This is a genomic window from Marinobacter algicola DG893 (genome assembly GCF_000170835.1).
GTDB lineage: Bacteria > Pseudomonadota > Gammaproteobacteria > Pseudomonadales > Oleiphilaceae > Marinobacter > Marinobacter algicola.
The window spans coordinates 1-19,541 of the sequence record NZ_ABCP01000043.1 but is presented as its reverse complement, the minus strand read 5'-3'; the positions used below and the strand labels follow the sequence as shown (position 1 = coordinate 19,541).

General features: G+C 58.8%; 19 protein-coding genes. 8 read left to right on the top strand and 11 right to left on the bottom strand.

The genetic code is table 11. The features are described from left to right. Positions 1 to 109: 109 nt before the first annotated feature. Genes MDG893_RS17475 through MDG893_RS17460 form a run of 4 tightly spaced genes read right to left on the bottom strand, consistent with a single transcriptional unit; the run spans position 110 to position 2,532 of the window. Positions 110 to 937: an energy transducer TonB gene (locus MDG893_RS17475; protein ID WP_007155156.1), complete on the bottom strand. Its 828-nt coding sequence runs from the start codon at positions 935 to 937 to the stop codon at positions 110 to 112. Next, on the bottom strand, positions 937 to 1,347 hold the full coding sequence (locus MDG893_RS17470; RefSeq protein WP_007155155.1) for an ExbD/TolR family protein: 411 nt from the start codon (positions 1,345 to 1,347) through the stop codon (positions 937 to 939). The genes MDG893_RS17475 and MDG893_RS17470 overlap by 1 nt, the downstream gene beginning before the upstream one ends. Further along, on the bottom strand, positions 1,344 to 1,745 hold the full coding sequence (locus MDG893_RS17465) for an ExbD/TolR family protein (protein WP_007155154.1): 402 nt from the start codon (positions 1,743 to 1,745) through the stop codon (positions 1,344 to 1,346). The genes MDG893_RS17470 and MDG893_RS17465 overlap by 4 nt, the downstream gene beginning before the upstream one ends. Next, positions 1,732 to 2,532, bottom strand: a complete 801-nt coding sequence (locus MDG893_RS17460) for a MotA/TolQ/ExbB proton channel family protein (RefSeq protein ID WP_007155153.1) — start codon at positions 2,530 to 2,532, stop codon at positions 1,732 to 1,734. The genes MDG893_RS17465 and MDG893_RS17460 overlap by 14 nt, the downstream gene beginning before the upstream one ends. 217 nt (positions 2,533 to 2,749) lie before the next feature. Here MDG893_RS17460 and MDG893_RS17455 point away from each other — a divergent pair, with 217 nt between their 5' ends. Beyond that, positions 2,750 to 5,104 (top strand): diguanylate cyclase, encoded by a 2,355-nt coding sequence (locus MDG893_RS17455; RefSeq protein WP_007155152.1) that lies wholly within the window; start codon positions 2,750 to 2,752, stop codon positions 5,102 to 5,104. On the opposite strand, the gene MDG893_RS17450 is transcribed toward MDG893_RS17455, so the two are convergent. Beyond that, complete coding sequence (locus tag MDG893_RS17450) at positions 5,105 to 5,869, bottom strand: sulfite exporter TauE/SafE family protein (RefSeq protein WP_007155151.1); 765 nt, start codon at positions 5,867 to 5,869, stop codon at positions 5,105 to 5,107. A gap of 14 nt (positions 5,870 to 5,883) precedes the next feature. Then, positions 5,884 to 7,002: a hypothetical protein gene (locus tag MDG893_RS17445; RefSeq protein WP_040474739.1), complete on the bottom strand. Its 1,119-nt coding sequence runs from the start codon at positions 7,000 to 7,002 to the stop codon at positions 5,884 to 5,886. A gap of 52 nt (positions 7,003 to 7,054) precedes the next feature. On the opposite strand from MDG893_RS17445, the gene MDG893_RS17440 reads away from it, so the two are divergent. Both MDG893_RS17440 and MDG893_RS17435 read left to right on the top strand, forming a co-directional pair. Continuing rightward, positions 7,055 to 8,542 (top strand): amidase, encoded by a 1,488-nt coding sequence (locus tag MDG893_RS17440; protein WP_007155149.1) that lies wholly within the window; start codon positions 7,055 to 7,057, stop codon positions 8,540 to 8,542. Positions 8,543 to 8,691: 149 nt separating this feature from the next. Further along, positions 8,692 to 9,330, top strand: a complete 639-nt coding sequence (locus MDG893_RS17435) for a hypothetical protein (protein ID WP_007155148.1) — start codon at positions 8,692 to 8,694, stop codon at positions 9,328 to 9,330. A 48-nt stretch (positions 9,331 to 9,378) separates the two neighbouring features. Here the strand turns inward: MDG893_RS17435 and MDG893_RS17430 are convergent, their stop codons facing one another. The 4 genes from MDG893_RS17430 to MDG893_RS17415 all read right to left on the bottom strand — a co-directional run bounded on the left by MDG893_RS17430 (position 9,379) and on the right by MDG893_RS17415 (position 13,414). Then, the gene (locus MDG893_RS17430) at positions 9,379 to 10,500 is read right to left on the bottom strand and encodes a HupE/UreJ family protein (RefSeq protein ID WP_007155147.1); all 1,122 of its coding nucleotides are present in this window, start codon (positions 10,498 to 10,500) and stop codon (positions 9,379 to 9,381) included. Then, complete coding sequence (locus MDG893_RS17425; RefSeq protein ID WP_007155146.1) at positions 10,497 to 11,594, bottom strand: tetratricopeptide repeat protein; 1,098 nt, start codon at positions 11,592 to 11,594, stop codon at positions 10,497 to 10,499. The genes MDG893_RS17430 and MDG893_RS17425 overlap by 4 nt, the downstream gene beginning before the upstream one ends. An 88-nt stretch (positions 11,595 to 11,682) precedes the next feature. Further along, on the bottom strand, positions 11,683 to 11,928 hold the full coding sequence (locus tag MDG893_RS17420) for a hypothetical protein (RefSeq protein ID WP_007155145.1): 246 nt from the start codon (positions 11,926 to 11,928) through the stop codon (positions 11,683 to 11,685). A 10-nt stretch (positions 11,929 to 11,938) separates the two neighbouring features. Further along, a complete protein-coding gene (locus MDG893_RS17415; protein WP_007155144.1) occupies positions 11,939 to 13,414 on the bottom strand; it encodes a DUF4331 domain-containing protein in 1,476 nt (491 codons plus the stop codon). Between the two features lie 264 nt (positions 13,415 to 13,678). Between MDG893_RS17415 and MDG893_RS17410 the strand changes: the two genes are divergently transcribed. The 3 genes from MDG893_RS17410 to MDG893_RS17400 are packed head-to-tail and all read left to right on the top strand — an operon-like array spanning position 13,679 to position 16,102. Continuing rightward, complete coding sequence (locus tag MDG893_RS17410) at positions 13,679 to 14,809, top strand: PLP-dependent cysteine synthase family protein (protein WP_007155143.1); 1,131 nt, start codon at positions 13,679 to 13,681, stop codon at positions 14,807 to 14,809. Between the two features lie 31 nt (positions 14,810 to 14,840). Continuing rightward, positions 14,841 to 15,398: a sigma-70 family RNA polymerase sigma factor gene (locus tag MDG893_RS17405; protein ID WP_007155142.1), complete on the top strand. Its 558-nt coding sequence runs from the start codon at positions 14,841 to 14,843 to the stop codon at positions 15,396 to 15,398. Continuing rightward, positions 15,395 to 16,102, top strand: coding sequence for an anti-sigma factor (locus MDG893_RS17400; RefSeq protein ID WP_007155141.1), 708 nt, complete (start codon positions 15,395 to 15,397; stop codon positions 16,100 to 16,102). The genes MDG893_RS17405 and MDG893_RS17400 overlap by 4 nt, the downstream gene beginning before the upstream one ends. A 30-nt stretch (positions 16,103 to 16,132) precedes the next feature. Here the strand turns inward: MDG893_RS17400 and MDG893_RS17395 are convergent, their stop codons facing one another. Beyond that, positions 16,133 to 17,554 carry an HDOD domain-containing protein gene (locus MDG893_RS17395; protein WP_040474738.1) on the bottom strand — a complete coding sequence of 474 codons (1,422 nt, stop codon included), beginning with the start codon at positions 17,552 to 17,554 and terminating at the stop codon, positions 16,133 to 16,135. A 201-nt stretch (positions 17,555 to 17,755) separates the two neighbouring features. Between MDG893_RS17395 and MDG893_RS17390 the strand changes: the two genes are divergently transcribed. Together MDG893_RS17390 and MDG893_RS17385 are read left to right on the top strand one after the other, a co-directional pair. Then, positions 17,756 to 18,763: a methionine ABC transporter ATP-binding protein gene (locus MDG893_RS17390; RefSeq protein ID WP_007155139.1), complete on the top strand. Its 1,008-nt coding sequence runs from the start codon at positions 17,756 to 17,758 to the stop codon at positions 18,761 to 18,763. Continuing rightward, on the top strand, positions 18,763 to 19,440 hold the full coding sequence (locus tag MDG893_RS17385) for a methionine ABC transporter permease (RefSeq protein WP_007155138.1): 678 nt from the start codon (positions 18,763 to 18,765) through the stop codon (positions 19,438 to 19,440). The genes MDG893_RS17390 and MDG893_RS17385 overlap by 1 nt, the downstream gene beginning before the upstream one ends. Positions 19,441 to 19,541: the final 101 nt, after the last annotated feature.

The window sequence follows — 19,541 nt, the reverse complement described above, 5'->3', positions numbered from 1 at the left end:
ATGTCTTTAATAACAGTAAGTAACGATTTTTAGGTCGTTAGTTTGAGGCGGTGCAGGCAATCAGTTGCTGGCTTCGGGGCGAGATCTTGCTGAGCGGGCAAAAAATTGCTCAACGTAGTCTGAAGCGCACGGGCAGGGCATAGGTGAAGGTCTGCCCTTTCATAAAGTCGGGTACTTCCGGTAGTGGTTCGGCGTCCTTGAGCATGTCCAGCGCAGCATCATCAAGTAAGGCGTGGTTCGAGGAGGCGCGCAAAGAGTGGTGCACCAGGGTGCCATCCCGACTGAACTCGAAGACCACAACTGGTGCGCCTTCCTGGCCAAGACGACGGGCACGACGTGGGTATTCGTAGTAGCGTCCCAGATGCTGGCTCAGTTCCGTGAGGTAGCGGTCCACATCGGAGGACTGTCCGGCCGTGAGTTCAACCTGCTGGTTGAGGCTTTCTTCTTCAGCCGTGTTTTCGGATACCTGCTCCGTGCTCGTGTCGCTTTCAGTCGCATCAACCTGGGGCTCAGGTTCTGTTACTTCGGGTTGCGGCGTCGGTTCAGGTTCCGGTTGCGGTTCGGGCTCAGGCTCCGGCACAATTTCTGGCTCTGGCTCTGGCTCTGGCTCTGGCTCTGGCTCTGGCTCTGGCTCTGGCTCTGGCTCTGGCTCTGGCTCTGGCTCTGGCTCTGGCTCTGGCTCTGGCTCTGGCTCTGGCTCTGGCTTCGGGGTTGGTTCGGGGGGCGTTTCCGGTTTAACGGGGGGCTGGGGTTCGGGCGTTTCGGGGTCGGATTTGCCGGCCAGGGAAATCTTGATGGCAGGCGCGGAGTTAACGGCGGCGTTTCCGAGCGGTTTCAGCTCGGGAATTCGCTCGGGCGCGGCGATCATCACCACAATTGCTGTGATAGCAATGGAAACGAGTAGAAGCAGGCAACGAACGGTCTTGCTGGCACCCATCAACTGGCGGGCTCCGTCAGCAGGATGACTTCTCGGTAGCCGCTTTCCTCCAGCACGCGAAGCAGAGACTCCAGATCCGACATGGCAATCTCGCGTTCAGCGGCAATTTTTAACGGGGATTCTTCATCCGGTGCTGGCAATGCCTTGGACAGACCATCCGTCGTTACGGTGCGTCCGTCGACTTGCCACTCGCCGTTTGCGGTAACGGTGAGGTCCGCATAGGGTTGCTCATTGCCGGCTTGTTGCCCGGTACCAGGCAGCTTCGGCAACGGGGTGTCAGACAGCTGCCCCGCCACGATAAAGAACATCAGCAGCAGGAACACCAGATTGATGAGCGGCAGGAGAGCGTCCTCGAGACGCTCCATCAAGGACTTTCCCGAGGTGACGGGCGGTGGTACCAGATCCGTCATGGCTGCTCCGCAGCGCCAGGTGTGCGCTTCCAGTGGGTGGTAACGCCACTGTCTGTGAGTTGGCTGTAGGCCTGGGTAAAGTGGGTCAGTTGGGTGGCAGACTCTGTGGCGAGGTTGATTTCGCTGACGCCGCCGGCCCGGAGTTGCTTGATCAGCCCATCCACCCTGTAGGTCTCTCCCTGCCAGCGGGCTTGGCCGTCGCGTTGGATGACCACTTCGGGGATTGGCTCTCCAGTTACTGAACGGGTGTCGCCTGTGCTGTTACTCAGTTCCATGAAACTGACCGGCAGCAAACGGCTGGTGAGCATGAAGAACACCAGCAGAATGAAGACCACATCGATCAGTGGGGTGATGCGGATCGGGATTGGGCGTGCCGGGCGTGGTTCAACCAGTTGCATTGGCCAGGCGACCCTGATGCTCGTCCCCGGAATACTCCACGACACGTCCGGTTCTGGTGCCGGCGGCAGGGGCCGGCTTATCGTGGGCCTCCATCTCCGGTTCGCTTTCTGTGGTGGCGACGGGGACCGAAAGGAGGGTAACCAGTGCGCTATTAATGGTTTTCTGGATACGCCGCAGGCGGAATTCAATCCAGGCGGACAGAGCGGCAAACGGGATGGCGATAACCAGGCCGGCGGCGGTTGTGGTGAGTGCTTCATAGATGCCGCCGCTCAATTGGGAGGCATTGGCGCGCCCTTCGGTAGCGGCCATGGCTCCAAACGCCTCCATCATGCCCAGAACGGTGCCTAATAGACCCAGCAACGGTGCCAGCGCGGCAATGACTTCAATGATCTTCAGCGGTGCCTCGAACGGTTCAAGGGCCTCATGGGCATCCCTGGCCACAGACTCCCGAATCTGCTGGGGATCGGTTCCAGCATTGCGGGCGTTCATGGTGTTGACGATCAAGTGGTGCAGCGGATTCAGTTGGGCGTATCGGCCAGCGGACCGTTGCAGGTGCTCAGACACGTTGCCGTCAGGCTTTTGTTGCCATTCTGTAATGGCTTTTTTAAGTTTGGAGGTAAACCTGGGCGCAAAAAAAGTGCCGAATAACATGAGGTAAAGGAAGGTAACAACACCCGCCAGAGCAATGGCCAGCAACACGATCATGACGGGGCCGCCCATTTCCAGCAGCTGACTGACCGGGCCGGCGCTGATTCCGGTGGTGTCGGCGAGCAGGGACTCGGACATTGGGAAAACCTCAGTTAAGAAAATAGGTCTAAATAATAACGATTATCATTGAAATTGCAAGTTCTGTAACCTGTTGAAAGCCGAGTCTCTGTTAGACTTACCAATATTAAATTCTCCAGTAATCGACACGTTATCCAGTGAAAAACAGATATTTATCACTAAGGGGCATCAGCCCGGACCTGTCCTGCGTTCGTGAAGCCGGAGTCACGCCGCTGTGATGATAAGACGTTGGCTTGCAAGCCTGGTCAACCGTGCCGTTGCCTTTGTCATACTGGCCATCGTGCTGGCGGCTCTGGCCGTGGCCGTGGTCAGCTCTCTGGTGGGACGCTCGGAGCTGGCGGGGCAGACAAGGGAACAGGTAGAAACCATCGCGGAACTGGTTGCCAGCGATCTTGATGCCCGCCTGGCCCAGCGCCGGGATACCCTGACTCATGTCGCGGAAGGGTTCACCATGGAGGAGTTGGTGCTGCGCTCCCGTTCCCGCCTTCTCATCCGCCGCGAGATTGCGCTGCAACATATGTTCGATGGAATCTACGTGTTCGATGCCGGTGGCAAGGTCATTGCCGAGTATCCGCAAAGCTTCCGGCAGACGGGGCTGGATATCAGCGGCCGCGAGTATTTTCAGCAGACCTCAAGCCAGCTTACCTCCATCATCAGTGACCCTTATGTGTCGAACTATCGGGAGCGGCCCGCCGTTATGATGACGGCGCCTATTTTTGATCATCGCCAACGGTTTATTGGCGTGCTGGGAGGAGCGGTTTTTCTCGACGGCGACAACTTCATGGAAGACACCAGCGGTGTGAGCATCGGCAAAACCGGTTATGTCAGCATTGCCACTCGTTCGGGGGTAACCCTGGGCCACGGCCGTACCGGTGAAACCATGGTGCCGCTCAGGCTTGAAAACGAGGCCCACAAGAAGGCCATGGCGGGTTTCGAAGGCACATTGCAGACGCTTGACCAGGAAGGCACCGAAGCCATCACCTCGGTGCGGCAAATGTCACAGGTGCCCTGGTTTGTGGCCGCGGTGTGGCCGGTGAAAGAGGCCTATGCGCCGCTCAGCCGGTTGACGGACAGTTTCGCACAGACTCTCCTGATCGTGATTCTGATCGTGGCGCCCTTGGCGCTCGTGGTGTTTCGTCGGTTAATGGCGCCCATGCGAAATCTGGGGGTCCAGATCAGTGAGCGCCATCTGGGGATACGGACCGAGCCGGTGGACGTTCTGGGTGGCTCGGAAATCCGACAGGTTGCGGAAACTTTCAACACCGTGATGGAAGAGCGTGACGAAGTGCTGTCCTCCCTGGCCGAGCGTGAGGCGTTTTTCCGCTCGCTCACCCAGAGTGCGCCGATCGGCATTATCCAGACTGATGTTCTAGGTAGGATTGAGTTCGTGAACCCGGCGTTTGAGCGGATCATCGGGGTCAGCACCAATGACCTGCAGCATACCCCTCTGATCGAAGGTGTTTATGAAGAAGACCGGGCTGGAACGGTTGAAGCGTGGCGGGAGGCTTTGCGCAGCAAAACGGTGTTCCGAGGTCGTTTTCGCTTGAAAAGTCGCAAGGGTATTGAGCTGGTGTGGGCCGATGTCATGACGTCGGTGATTGAGACGGAAGAGCGTTCCCTGGGTACCATCACCGTGGTCAGGGATATCACTCACGAACTGGAAATTGAAGCGGAATTGGTCGAGGAACAAAAACGTGCAGACAGCATTCTGGGCGTACTGCAGGAAGGCGTATTGATGGTGGATGTCGATGGCATTATCCGATACTCCAACGAAGCCGCCTATGGGTTCCTGGGATTGGCCGACAGTGTTGAGCAGCAGAATTTTTTCGCACTGGTATCGATTGAAGACGAGAACCGTTGCTGGGAAGCGGACGATTTTCTGCGCAGTGCTGATGTCGATAGCTTGTACGCCACCCTGCGAAACAGGACAGGCCAACTCTTCGATATAGACCTGGCAATGCTTCACCTTCGCCGGGAAAGTCACAATCACCGCATGGTGTTCGTCATCCGGGATGACAGCGCCCGCCGTCGCGAAGAAGAGCGGCTGTCCTGGGAAGCGACCCACGACAGCCTGACAGGCTTGCTCAATCGTCGCGCCTTCAATTCGTCGCTGGTCAAATGTCTGGCGGATGCCAACAAAAAAACAGCGGCCAGCGTTATGATGCTGATCGACCTGGACTATTTCAAACCGGTCAACGATGAAGGCGGGCACTTGCTGGGAGACGATTTGCTCGGGCGGCTATCGGACCTGCTCACGCAGTCCGTGCGCCAGTCGGATACGGTGGCACGCCTCGGTGGCGATGAATTCGGCATTATCCTGCCCGCCTGTGGTCAGCAGCGCGCGGTCGAACTTGCCGAGAAAATCCGAGCCGGCATTGAGGCCATGCGCATAGAGCAGGATGGCAAGACGTTTGGAGTGACTGCCAGCATCGGCCTGACTGAGATGAGTGACGCGGATACAGGGCCCCGGGAAGTTGTTGCACGTGCGGACGAAGGCACATACGCCGCCAAGGCCCAGGGGCGAAACCGCGTAGTGGCGGTTCCCCTGCCGTCAGCGCAGAAGCTGGATTGATCACCACCATCCCGCAGAGCCACCCGCCTGCCACAGTAGGCGCAGTGCGAGCAGGGTCAGAAGAAGGTTGAACATACGGCTGAAATGCCGATTGCTCAGGGATTTGAGCACGTGAAGCCCCAGCCAGGTGCCGGCAAAACCGAAGCTGATCATGGCCAATATGAACATCAGCCAGTCGCGGAAAACGAAACCGGCGAGTCCGAAAACCAGCGCTTTGGGCGCGTGCTGGAGCGTCATCGCCGTGGCGAACGTCGCAACGGTGGTGAAGCGCTCTGTGTGCATCTGCTTGATAAAGGATGCCACCAGTGGGCCGGTTGCACCCACAAACAGGGAAATGAAACTGGTCAACGCAGAGGCAAGAAAAATCCCCACACTGCCGAAGGCACCTCGTGGCAGGGCGGGCCCCCAGCATAGATAAAGCACGAAAGCGCCAATGGTCAGTTGCCACAGATAGGGTGGCAGGTCGATCAACAACCAGGCGCCAAGTCCCGCTCCGACCAGTACCCCCGGCACGAAGGCTGCGATGGCTTTCCAGTCGGTATGCCGCCAGGTCAGTGTGGCCCGCCCGGCATTGGAGCCTAACTGGATCATCCCGTGAACCGGTATGATCGCCGCCGGGGGTATCCAGAACGCCATCAATACCAGCAGCAGAACACCGCCCCCGGCGCCAAGGCTGGCGGTAATCATCGACGTAACGACAGAACTCAGTAGCAGAAAAACGGCCGTTGCGGTGTTCAGGCCTTCCGGGATGAGCGTCAGTTCCAAGGTGGGCTCCGGGGTTATTGGCAGAAGCGGGTATCAGCGAGGCGTGCGGTTTTGCACAGCGCCTCGGTAACGAGTTGTACATCGGCCACGTAATACAGCGAGGCCAGCCCGAAGCGATCCCGCCCCAGATTGTGGAACACCATACCGAAAGCTATATCTCCCGCGCTGAATCGCTCATGTTCCTGGGCAAAGTAAACCGCAGGCTTTGACAGCGTCTCGTCCTCCAGCAAAGACTGAACGCGGCTGGCACCGCCGTGATAAGCCTGAACCAGCAGCAGTGTAAAAAGCTGATCCCTTTTGTCGTCGGGCAGGTGACCGAAGCGCGCCTCGAAGGGCGGCCTGAGGTTGCGGGCATTCTGATTCATCAGTTTGAGGGCGCAATCAATCTGTGCCAACCGGTGCCAGTGGTTGGCGGGTTTGATGCGGCAGTCGTTGAGGGCCGAGGGCGAAAGCTGAAGTATGCCTTTGGCATTGGCGGCGGAGTGCGCCCGTTGTTGGCCGCTGCTTTCGATCAATACCTGGCCGCCGAGATATTTTGGCAGGGTTGCCGGCAGATTGAGCCGTTGCTGCTGCTCACGTAGACCATACACATACATCAGTGCCTCATGGAGGGGCTGCGGTGCTTCCTGCGAGGCGAACGACAGGTCGTCCCAGGCACCCCATATCAATTCCGAAGGTAGGGTGCCCAGGTAGCGTGCCATGGCTTCGTCCAGGTTGACGTGCGGCTGCCGGCAGGACAGCGCGAAGGGATAGCCGGTCTTGTCGGGACTGCCCGGAGCCCAGTTGTCAGCGCGGCCAGTGGCTGCCAGCGAGGCTCTTGTATCATTCAGGCGAGTCTGGGTGGCCTCCCGATCGGAGCCATCGTCAATGTAACCAATGAACTTACCGCGCATATCGAACAGGATGTGCCTGTCGGGGTCAGTGCAGTAACCGGATTCTTTCAATACCCAGCGACGAATGGTTGTGATGTTCTGGTAAACCCCCTGGCTTGACCAGTAGGGTGAACTGCGAACAACGCTGGTCCAGTTCTCGGCAGGTTCCGGGGGCTTTTTACTCGCTTGGGAAGTGGACGCGATAACAGATGTGACTATTATAACGACAGCAAGTAAGTGACGCTTAGAGCTCATGTTCATAAATACCGGTTTCCCCAATCTCCCGAAAACAGAATAACAAACGGAATCGATCATGAAGCAATCCGAATACCTCCGATACGACGCGGTAGCGCTTGCCGACCTGATTCGCCGCGGAGAAGTCGCGGCCAGCGAAATCTGTGAGGCCGCCATTGAGCGTGCGGCCACGGTGAATGGCAAGCTCAACGCCATCTGCCACCCCCAGTTCTCTGATGCGTTGAGCCAGGCGCCTACACCGGATAGTACCTTCTCGGGCGTTCCTATGCTGCTTAAAGATCTGGCCCAGGAACAACAGGGCCAGCCCTGTACCTACGGCAGCCGGGGATTGAAGAAAAACATCGCGTCCCGGGATTCGGAGTTTGTACGCCGCGCACGGGCTGCGGGCCTGATATTCCTGGGTCGCACTGCAACGCCGGAGTTCGGGCTGAAGGCGGTCACCGAATCGAAACTCTGGGGTGCCTGTCGTAATCCATGGGATACGGATCGGACACCGGGTGGTTCCAGTGGCGGCTCCGGCGCTGCGGTGGCGGCGGGCATCGTACCCATGGCGGGAGCCAATGATGGTGGCGGCTCGATTCGTATTCCGGCGGCCTACAACGGGCTGTTCGGGCTGAAACCGTCGCGCGGTCGCATCTCCTCCGGCCCCTCGGTGGGTGAAGCATGGACGGGCGCCTCGACCGATCACGTGGTCACCCGTACGGTTCGAGACAGCGCCGCCATGCTGGACGTACTGGCTGGCCCTGCGGTGGGGGATCCCTTTGCTATCGCACCACCGGCCGCTCCCTATGCCGAGTTGATGCAGCGGGCGCCACGCCGTCTCAAGATTGGTGTCTTTACCTCGTCGCCCTACGAAACCGACGTGGCCAGGGAGTGTGTGGATGCCGTTGAGGAGACCGCGCGCACTCTGGAAAACCTCGGGCATCGGGTGGAGTATGCACGCCCGGAATTCGACGGCATGGCCCTTGCCCGCTGTTATCTGGGGCTGTATTTCGGGGAAGTGTCCACCCTGATCGAGCGGGCGAAAGCCGAGTTTGGTGCCCGCGATGATGACTTTGAACTGGATACCCGTCTGATCGGTATGTTGGGGCGGACCATGCCACTACCGGACTACGTGCGCCGTCGCCAGCAGTGGAACGATTTTGCTCGCGCCCTGGGGGCCTTCTTTGAAGGCTACGATATGTACCTGTGCCCGACGGCTGGCCAGCTACCGGCGAAGATAGGCGAGTTGGATACCCCATCCCATCTGCAGGTGGCTGCCCGGCTGATGTTGCTGCTGAAAGCCGGCAAGTTGGTACACCGCAGCGGTCAAGTGGATCAGATGGCGATGGAAAGTCTCGCCCGCACGCCCTTCACCCAACTGGCCAACCTCACAGGCACACCTGCGATGTCTGTCCCGCTCACCTGGACGGCCGCCGGATTACCTGTGGGTGTACAGTTTGGCGCTCCGCATGGGGACGAAGGCACGCTACTTCAGCTAGCGGCGCAACTGGAAGAGGCCAACCCCTGGTTTGGACGCTACGAACTGCTGGAAGCAATGATCTGACGCCACGCACTGAAACAATAAATAACGCATTGTGATCCGGGATCAACGTATCCACGTTTATCTTTATGGCAGGAACAGGCTATGCTGTGAGTCAGGAAGAGCCCATTCTTCCTGAACGACCCTGATGGCATCGAGGAGGCGAGCGTATTATGAACCAACCGATGGCAATCGACGAACTGGTGTCTGTAGCACAGGCCGAAGCCATGGGGGAGCTTGATGCCCCGATGATGGCGATCGTACTGTCCAGCGAACAAAGCTACGACTTGCCCATTAACTCTCTTGAAACCGATGCCGACAAGGCCCGCTGGGGACTCATCCTACGCGCGGCCCGAGAGCATGTGGAAGCCGATGCGGTTGCCGTGCTGTACCCGGCGTGGACCACCATCCGCAGCAAGAAACCGGCGAAAGCCGAGGCCGAGGCAGGGTCAGAGGACACCCGAGCAGTGGAGGACGGTGAAGTTGAACCCGCTCGGGGTGAAGATCCGGCAGAGCCCATCGACACACTGTTTGTGCAGTTGCACACCCGCGACCGCATCTACTGGCGTGGCTTTGAGCAGATCCGTGATCCCAAGCACCAGCGCATTATTGGCTTTCGACGGATCAAGGCCCTGTCCACGGAGTATGGTCGTGACGAAGCACCGTCTGTAACCTCCTGGCTGAACACCCTGTTTGAGCCGCTGCCTGACGAAGGCGAGGAAACCGAGGTGGATATGGAACTGGCGGATCTGCTGGATGAACCAGAGGTCAGCGCGGCCTTGTATCCACGTCAACTCCGTGCCCTGCACTGATTTATCTGCCATTGGGAGCCCCGGTGTCGAAAGGCACCGGGGCCAGGCTCAGATGGCCATTGCCCTCTCGGCCACCCAGTACAGGCTGATCGCACCCACCGCTACCAGTGTGAGCGGAACGACTGCCCTGCCGTAAAGGTGTGTTTTACCCCACATGTAAAGCAGCGGGAAGGCAATAACCAGCAGACCCAGCTGCCCGAGCTCTACGCCAATATTGAATCCGGCAAGGGCAAGTACAGTCTGGGACACGCCACTGGTGAGGTCCCCCAGTACGCTGGCAAAACCGAACCCGTGTATCAGCCCGAATCCGAAGGCCAGTTTCCAGGTTTTCCTGCCCAGTATCGGCCACATCACGTTCATGGCTGCCACTGCTATGGACAGGGCGATAATGGTCTCCACCCAGGCAATGGGCAAGCGAACAATGCCAAGGGCTGCCAGAGCCAGGGTGACGGAATGAGCCGCCGTGAATGCGGTCACGATCCCCGTAAGTTCCCACAGTCGCTGATTTAACCCCACAGGCGTACTGCCATCATTCTTTCTCAGTGTAGCTGGCAGCATCAGCACTAACAGAAACAGTATGTGGTCAAGGCCGATGAGCAGATGGATGACACCCTCGTACAGGAAGGTTCCGAACAGCTGCAGGCTTCCTGGTGCTTCTCCGGCGGAAAGCGCCAGTTGGCGGCTGTCAGGGCCTACTACCCCGAGTGTGCTGGCCCCGTCGCTTTCCAGGCTTATCAGGCCGCGATGCAACGGGTCCTGTGAGAACAGAAGGTTGTATGTCAGGGTGTCGGGCGTGGCGCCATCGGGGCAGCTAATGGTGTAGAGACCGGCGGCATAGGGGCCGTCGCTATGGCTGGAAAGGCCCCATTGCTGGCCGGTCAGGCGGCAATCGGCCTGGGCGCTGGATAAGGTTACGCCCTGCTCTACCCATCGGGTAATCTGGTCCCGGCCAGCACGGAGCTCCGCACCACTGAGCTGGCGATCCCCGTTCCGGTCCAGCGGCAAGGCCACCGCCACGTCCCGGAGTGCCACATCGATCCGTATCTCGGCCCGGTCCTGGTTCAGGTAGATAAAGCTGTCGCTGGCCTTGTGGGCCCATGCCGTTCCGGAGATCAGGGCCAGCAGAACCATCGATACCACAAGGCTACCCCATTGTTTCATAACCCTCATGATTCAGCCTCCGGGTAGCGGGCATCGGTTTGCCCCTGTTCTTTCAGCCAGGATCTCACCTTCCGGGCTGGCTCGTTGTCACCCGCTGCATCGGCGGCACGCAGCAGCAGCCGGGTGTCGAGGGGCTCGCGTTGGCTGCGCCAGTTGTCCGCCGCAAAGGTCAATGCGGTCTCGGCGTCGTCTTCCACATCAAGCTGAAAGCGCGCCATGTCCCGCTGATGCAGCAGGTTTCCGCGCCAACGAGCCTCTGCGAAGCGCTCCCTGAGGCTTTCCGCCAACGCTTCGGCATTCGGGTGGTCTGACTCAGCCATGGCAATAGCCCGAATGACGGCCAGCGAATCCACCTGTTCATAGCCGTCGGTCAGGGCCAGTACCTTGTCGTTCTGGTTTCGGCCCAGATACCAGTCTGCCAGTTGGGTGCGGGTATAGAGATCGTCGGGGGCGATGCTGAGCACCGTTTGCCAGTGATCCTCCGCAGCGGGGCTGCCCATCTGCGCGGCGATATCCCCCAGGGTTCCCTCCGCCCAAAGCTGGCTGGTGACATCGGCATTGGTTGCGTCTGTCCGGCGTTGGAGCGTCTGATAGGCTGCTTGCGGGCTGCCCGTGCGGGCATCAACCTGAGCCGTGCAGCTGTCGGCAATCAGTCCGGGGTAGGTTTGTTGCAACTGTCCGCAGTGCTTTTGTGCGTCTTCGTAATTGCCCTGAACGATTTCCAGGTTGGCCAGCAGCAGGCGAGCCTGGTTTTTCTGGAGTGTGGCGCTGGATCGGGCAATGACGGTTTCCAGGTCTTTCCTGGCGCTGTCAAAACGGTGGAGGCTCTGGTCCAGCGTTGCCCTGAGGGTAAGCAGCCGGTCGGTCATTTCTCCGGGCCATCGCTGCAACATCCCGTCGGCGTAGCCCAGGAAACGGGGGTCTCCGGTGCTTCTGGCACGGGAGATCTGATTTTGTACGGTGTTTGCCAGTTGCTCGGGCGAATCCGGTAGTTCGGACGTGGTCAGTGCCGGCTCTGGCAGTTCAACAAGAATGTCGGTATCGGCGAAATCCTTCTCAATAGGTCCGGGTGCGGCGATTGCGACGTTTGGTAAAGCGGCCATCAACCACAGCCCGACACAAAAAGCCCCGCCCCGAAGGGCAGGGAATGTGCTTGCCGGCTTCAGGCGTACTGAAGGCCGGCAAGGGGTCCTATTGGATGAACAGATCGTCGAAGGCCTGTTCATTATTCTGGTCATTGAAGCTGAACTCCTGGTCGTTGATCTGAACGGCTTCACGAGTATCGTCCGTGTTGTCGATCTGTGTCTTCACAAAGGTTGTAAAGTCCACAGCCGGGTCCGGATTGGAATCTCGGCTACTGCTGCTGGAACCGTCGAAACACCCTGTCAGTGCCAGGGCTATCAGGCCCGTTCCGGCTAACTTCATAGTGAGTTTCATGATTCACTCCTTATGAGTTGGGTGAGCCGGCCAGCGGAGTTGCCAGATATGGGAACACTTCCTGGAGCTCAGCTGGGTCAAGTTGCACACCGTCGGTAAACGGGGTGTCCTTGTTCGGGGCATCAGTGGTTAATGCGCCCATGACCACTCGCAGGGCGATATCCACGGTGTCATCCACCGGGCGACGGCCATTCGGGAAGCCGGCGTTGTCACCACCGAGAACACCCAGGTCATTTTGCGAGGCTGCAGGCGTGGCCGCGATTTCCGGGTTCAGTCGCAGCATTTCTGACGTTTGCACGCCTACCGGCATGTTTACATCGGGTACGCCGGTCAGGAACGCTGTTACCAGATCGGTGCGCGGGAAGTTATTCGGTGCCTCAGCGCCTGCGCCGCCGAACAGTATTTCCAGCAGTTCGGGCAGGGTCGGATGAGTCACGTAGGTAGCGAACTGGCCATCGTTCATGGGCTCGCTGGCGTTGAACCGGTCCTTGTCTTTCAGGCCGATCACGACTTCGTTTACCAGCGGCATACCGAGGCGTGATACCTGGGTCCATGCGCCGCCCTCAACGGTTGCACCTTTGCCATCAACGGTCGGTTGCGGATTGATGACTCGGGCCTGGCGAACGCTGGCGGTGGTCCAGCCGCCGATGACGGGCTGATCCATTCCTGTGACTGCGGTGCCGGTCAGGCACTCGGTCGGAACTTCCAGGGCGAAGGAGGTCACGTTCTTGTCTGCAAGATCACCGGCACCCTCGCCGTCACGTGGGCCGAGCGGGTTGGTGTTGACCAGATCGAAGATCTCACCGAGGTTAACTGCGAAGGCTTCCTTGCGTTGTCCCACGAATACCTGCCCGTTGGTGGCGCAGCCTGGAATGCCAATCTCGAAGATGTGCTGGTTGGCGTAAGCTTGGTATCCACCGGGAAACGATTTTTCGCCGATGTTGTCCAGTGGCTTGTCGAAGGTGGCGGTGCCATCCGTGACGTTGGTCGCGGTCTCGACAGTACCGGTACGACGGTCGCCCCGAATAACCGATACAGTATAGTCTTGGCTGAACTGTACGTTCGCTTCGTCGCTGGCATCACCGATGTTTTTGAGCGGTACGGACACCATTTTTTGGTCGCCGTCGGGGCCGACCGGCAACTGTTTATCCTCTAGGTTATCCGAGAACTGAAAGCGGAACGTGAGGTTTTCCTGTGCGTTGCCACTGTTGTCGATATGGATTTCATAAACCGCGTCTTCATCCAGATCGAAGTAGTTGGGACCGCCATACGCATCCTGCAGCGGCAGGTAATTCGCGATCAGGGTGACGAAATCCGCACGTCCCGCCTCATAACTGCGGAACATGTAGAAATCGGTCCCGTCCACCTTGGGTACTTCGGTGATAAAGGGTGCTTCGCGGTGGCTTGAGGCGTTTGCTGCGCCGGCGCTGATACAGAGTCCGGCAACCGCAATGGCGAGGCCGGAGCGTTTTAGTAATGTATTCATTCCGTTTTCCTCTTCTATTGTTGGTGTTGCAAAGGAGGGTACGGAGCGATAACAGAAAAGGATGCAGTTCTCACAAAAAGAATTTGAAAGCGTCCTCTCCGGAAACGGGCTGACATATTATGAGTATGAGTGCACCACGTTCAGCCAAAACGTGCGAGCCGAGTGTCGGTTGGCGTATCGGCCCTGGTTTTCAAAGCGTTACTCTTCAAGTCGAGCCGGAACGACTATGCTCCATAGTGACTGTTTGATTTCAGGACCAACAACATGCTCCATCGCACCCAATGGGTAGCCGACGCCATTGCCCGCATTGATGCGGATTTCAATCGTTCTGCAGACACCCATCTGATCAAGCTGGATCTGCCGGGCCTGCGGGACGTCGATATCTATCTGAAGGATGAGTCGACCCACCCTACCGGCAGTCTGAAACATCGGCTGGCACGTTCACTGTTTCTGTTCGGGCTCTGCAATGGCTGGATTACGCCAGGCACCCCGATCATCGAGGCTTCGAGTGGATCGACAGCGGTCTCCGAGGCCTATTTTGCCAGACTCCTCGGGCTGCGGTTTATCGCGGTCATGCCCCGAACGACGTCGGCACAGAAAATTGCCAAAATTGAGTTCTATGGGGGCGAATGTCACCTGGTGGAAAACGGCAGTGAGATCTACGCGGAATCTCAGCGCCTGGCCCGTGAGCTCGGTGGTCACTACATGGACCAGTTCACCTACGCTGAAAGGGCGACAGACTGGCGGGGTAACAACAACATTGCCGAGAGCATTTTCGAACAGTTGCGACGGGAACCGCACCCCATACCGCGCTGGATTGTTGTCAGCGCGGGCACCGGTGGCACGTCGTCAACCATCGGGCGCTACATCCGCTACGGTGGCCATCTCGCCCAGGGCTGTGAACTGTGTGTGGCGGATCCGGAACACTCGGTTTTCTATGACGCCTTCGCCAGTGGGCGGTCTGATATTGTCGGGCAGTGCGGTTCGCGCATTGAGGGTATTGGCCGCCCCAGGGTTGAGCCCTCTTTCAGCCCGACAGTGATTGAGCGTATGGTTCGCGTACCTGATGCTGCGAGTTTTGCCGCGCTCCGATATCTGGAACGTCATCTTGGCCGGCGCTGTGGCGGCTCGACAGGTACCAACCTGATTGCCACACTGAGCCTTGCCAGCGAGATGCAAAACGCCGGAGAGGGCGGTTCGGTTGTCACGCTTCTGTGCGATGGTGGCGACCGATACACCGATACCTATTTCAATCCCACATGGCTTGCCAGCCAAGGCCTGGAGTTAACCAAGTGGGAAACAGCGCTGGACGACTTTGACCAAAGCGGTGTGTTTGAGCCCGATCTGATGACCTGCATGCATCCTGGTGGGCATTCGGAACGTAAGGTCGACTAATACCTGTAGAACCAGACAAGGGATCGTATCGATGGTAACCAGCAACTCTGAGCAGGATGATCTGATGGGACTGCTGATTGCAGTGTCCCGGGAAGACCGACTGGCCTTTCAGCGACTGTATGAAAAAATTTCCGGCAGGATGTTCGGGCTTTGCCTGAAACTGGCCAGTCAGCGGGATCTGGCAGAAGAGGCCGTCCAGGATGCCTTTGTGCAGATATGGCACCACGCCGGTGAATATCACAGTGAGCGTGGTGCTCCCCTGAGCTGGATGCTGACGATCGCACGCTATCGCACACTCGATCTAATGAGGAACAGGAAATCGAGGCCGACGTCCGGCGACGCCCATCTTGAGCGTGTTGCCGATGAACGTGACGGCCCGCTGGACGAATCACTTCGGGTAGCGGGTACCGCCGAGCTTCGCGGGTGCCTGGATGAACTCTCGGAGACACAGCGGGATAGTATCCTGTTGTCCTATTACCGGGGGTTTACCCACGATGAACTCTCCGAAGCCTTGAGTTCTCCCATTGGAACCGTAAAAAGCTGGATTCGGCGCGGACTAATGGCTCTGAAGAGGTGTCTGGAACGATGAAAAAGACACCGGAAAGAATAGAGGCATTGGCCGCGGAATACGTGCTTGGCTCCCTTCATGGGGCGGCCCGCCGGCGTTTCGAGCGCTGGATGATGGAGTCCGTTCGAGTCCGCCAGGAAGTCTGGTTCTGGGAAGAGAAACTGGGGCACCTGGGCGCACGCATTGAAGAAGAACAGCCTCCGGCGTCGGTCTGGGCTGGAATCGAACGTCGGCTTTGGCCTCAGACGGGTAACGCTGTGTCCGCAGAAGCAGCGAACGACGCGTCCGGCCGCTGGTTCTGGCCCGGCTGGAGCATGCTGGCAACGGCTGCAGCGTTGGTGCTGGCTGTTGTCCTGGTGCAACAGCCGGAGCCCGAGATGGATGACCGTCTGTCGGGGGCCATCGTACAGGCGGACGTGAGCGATCCGCTATGGTTGGTCAGTGAGTCATCGCTCGACAGACAACTGAAACTACGCCCCGTTGCCGCGACCGCAGCCCAGCAGGGCAAGGATTATGAATTGTGGATCGTGCCTGCGGATGGTCAGCCTCTGTCTCTCGGGGTTATTCCGGTAGGCGGAACCTACCAGGTAACCCTGGACGATGAGACACGTGCGCTTCTCAGCAACAGTCGAACACTGGCGATTAGCCTGGAGCCAGTGGGAGGCTCCCCCACTGGCCAGCCGACCGGGCCGATCCTGCACGTTGCGAAACTGTATGAACTCTGACCGATGAGTGCGGATTAATAGCTCGGCAGACTAGTGACTTGATAGCAGCGTGATGCACAGCTGGGCGTTCTGGATAAAGTGTCCGAACGCCGTCAGTTGCTCTTCGGAGGGCACATAGTCCGCCGCTGCGTTGTCCGCGTAAAACAGGCCGACCAGTCGCCCCTTGGCTTTCAGGGGGCCGATCAGTGCCGGCACGTTCCCCAGCCAGCGATCGTAGGCAACACCTTCGATTTTCGATTTTGGCAGATAGACGCAGCAATCCGCGTGGGGCAAGAGCGCACCGAGAGGGCCGGTGCCATCCTTGCGGACCGTAAAGTTGTCCTTCCAGGCTTCGGTACCCCTGCCACCCAGCTTGCGAGGCACCAGTTCAAGCCCGCTGCGGTCGCTCATCAGCAACACAACCCGCTGCATGCCGATTGCCCGGTGAATACCCTCGATGACCAGCTGACAGACTTCGTTGATGTCCGGTTTGTCGGTAAGGCTGTGGGTAAGATCGCGGAGAATCTGTAACTGCAGGTTGGGGTCCACCTCTGGTGCGCGCACCGCCTCCTCGCCGGAGCTGCCCTGGCTGCCAGGCATCAGCGCGGTCACCTGGGGAATGCCCAGCGACACCGCGACCCGCGCGGCTTCTCCGGCATTCACCTTGAGCTGGTCCCGAACGGCTGCAGGGTTCTCTCCGATGTCCTGCCCCAGGGCTTCCATGACCTTTTCCATGTCGTCGCCGCGCCAGCCATTCTCGGACAGTCTTGCCATCTCAACGGAGTGGCGCACCAGGCTGGCGGCCTTCGAATTGGCCTGCCCGGGCGCAACCACCTCGCGAATAAAGGGGCCGAGTGACCAGGCGTCCACCAGGCCACGGGTAATTTCGGTAAAGGTGGTGTGGAGCGCGGCTTTCTGGGCCTCCAGTGTCGGCTCCCCCTCACGCAGCCGGGATTCCAGTTCACTGGCCTGCTCGGTCTCGCAGGACCAGAAAGCCAACTCGCCAATGTTCATCAGCAGGGCCCCGATGAACACTTCCTCCAGGGCGTGCTCGTTGCGCTTTGGCAGCAGGCAACGGGCCTGGACGGCGGCGTGAATGGCCCTTGCCAGGCAGCGAAGCAGGTGTGGGCGGTCGTTGCGTTTGAGCAGGGAGTCCACGATCAGGGACGAGATGGCCATGGACTTCACGGCGTCGAAGCCGATCAGGGTGATGGCGCGGCTGACGGTGCTTACCTGGGTGCGGGTCTGGTTGTAGAACACCGTGTTGGAGAGCCGAAGCACCTGAGAGGTGAGCTGGGCGTCATTGAGAATGACATTAGCCAGTTCGTTGACGGTGCTGTTACTGCTGTCGGTCAGTTCATCAATTCTGCGGAGAGTGTTTGCCAGTACCGGCAGCTCCACTTTGCTCAGATAGGTGACCCATGCCTGGGTCGAATTCATCCTTGAGGGCGGTGTCTCGGTTTTTGTTGTCAAAATTGCGCGCGCCTCGGGAGTGTTAATGATGTTCTTGTAATGAATCAGTCTAGTTCAGTCGTGGCTGCTGTGTCAGGTGGCAAATGGTGTAAGGGGATTTACCAAGGCGGCGGATTCGGGTTTGCCATCGGTTTGGTTTATAATCGCGCGTTTTACCTCTGCACCCACAAGGCGCTGACAAAGCGTTCACAAGGCAACGTTGTGATTGTATTTGACCAGGTACAGAAGTCCTACCAGGTAGGTGGGCGGGCGATCCCCGCGTTACACCCCACCAGTATGACCATCGACACCGGCGAGGTGTTTGGCATCGTCGGCCACTCCGGCGCGGGCAAGTCCACCCTCGTGCGCCTGATCAATCTGCTGGAACCGCCCACCGGTGGCCGCATCCTGATTGACGATGAAAACATCACCGGCTACAACGCCAGCGAGTTACGGGCGTTCCGCCGCAAGGTGGGCATGATATTCCAGCACTTCAATCTGCTGTCCTCGAAAACCGTGGCGGACAACATTGCCTTTCCCATGAAGCTGGCCGGCATTTATTCCCGCACCGAGATTCGTGACCGGGTGGACGAGTTACTGAAACGGGTCAGCCTGGTGGATCAGGCCAATAAGTACCCGTCGCAGCTTTCGGGTGGACAGAAGCAGCGTGTGGGGATCGCCCGCGCCCTGGCCTGCCGCCCGACGATCCTGTTATGCGATGAAGCCACCAGCGCCCTTGATCCGCAAACCACCCAGTCGGTGCTGAAGCTGCTGGCAGACATCAACCGCGAGCTCGGCCTGACCATCGTACTGATCACCCACGAAATGGACGTGGTGCGCCGTGTCTGTGACCGGGTGGCGGTGATGGATGCCGGCGAGGTCGTTGAAATGGGGGCGGTCAGTGATGTGTTCCTGCACCCGAAGCACCCCACCACCCGGGACTTCGTCTTCGAGAGCGAAAGCATCGACCACGAGGAAATGCAGCAGGACCTGCAACACGCCAAGGGTCGCATCCTGCGCCTGACCTTCCGTGGTGAATCCACCTACACGCCACTGTTGGGCAGTGTGGCGCGGGAATCCGGCGTGGATTTCAGTATCCTCTCCGGCCGCATTGACCACATCAAGGACACGCCCTACGGCCAGTTGACCCTCTCACTGGTGGGCGGCAATCTCGATACCGCCATGCAGGCCTTTGAGGCGGCGGACGTTCACGTGGAGGTGCTGCGCTGATGGAAGCCTTGATGGGAGACCTGTTGAGCAACGTGGACTGGACCGAAATCGGCTGGGCCAGTTGGGACACCCTGGTGATGGTGGGCATGTCACTGCTGTTCAGCGTACTGATTGGCCTGCCAGTGGGTGTGCTGCTGTTCCTGTTCGGCAAGCGCCAACTGCTCGAGCAGCCTATTGCCTATGCGGTGCTGTCCTTCGTAGTGAACGTGCTGAGGTCCGTGCCGTTTATCATCCTGCTGATCGTGATGATCCCGTTCACGGTGATGTTGATCGGTACGTCTCTTGGCGTGGCTGGTGCGATTCCGCCACTGGTGGCCGGTGGTGCTCCTTTCTTCGCGCGCCTGGTGGAAACCTCACTACGCGAGGTTGATCGTGGGATTATTGAAGCGACTCAGGCGATGGGCGCCACGGTAAAACAGATAGTGTTCGGAGCCCTTCTGCCAGAGGCGTTGCCCGGAATCATCGCCGGTATTACCGTGACCGCTATTACGCTGGTCTCGTATGCAGCGATGTCCGGTGTAGTCGGTGGTGGCGGCCTGGGTGATCTCGCCATCCGCTTCGGTTATCAACGATTCCAGACCGATGTGATGGTCATTACCGTTGCACTATTGGTTATTTTTGTACAACTGCTTCAAATGGCAGGCGACCGTCTTGTTTTGTACTTCAGCCGCAAATAACAGAAGCCTGATCTAGGCGGACGGTGGGAGGCAGCTTCCGAAAACGTGGAGCGCCATGGATGGCGCGACCGAGCCCTACAGGGACGTATTCACGGGCGTTT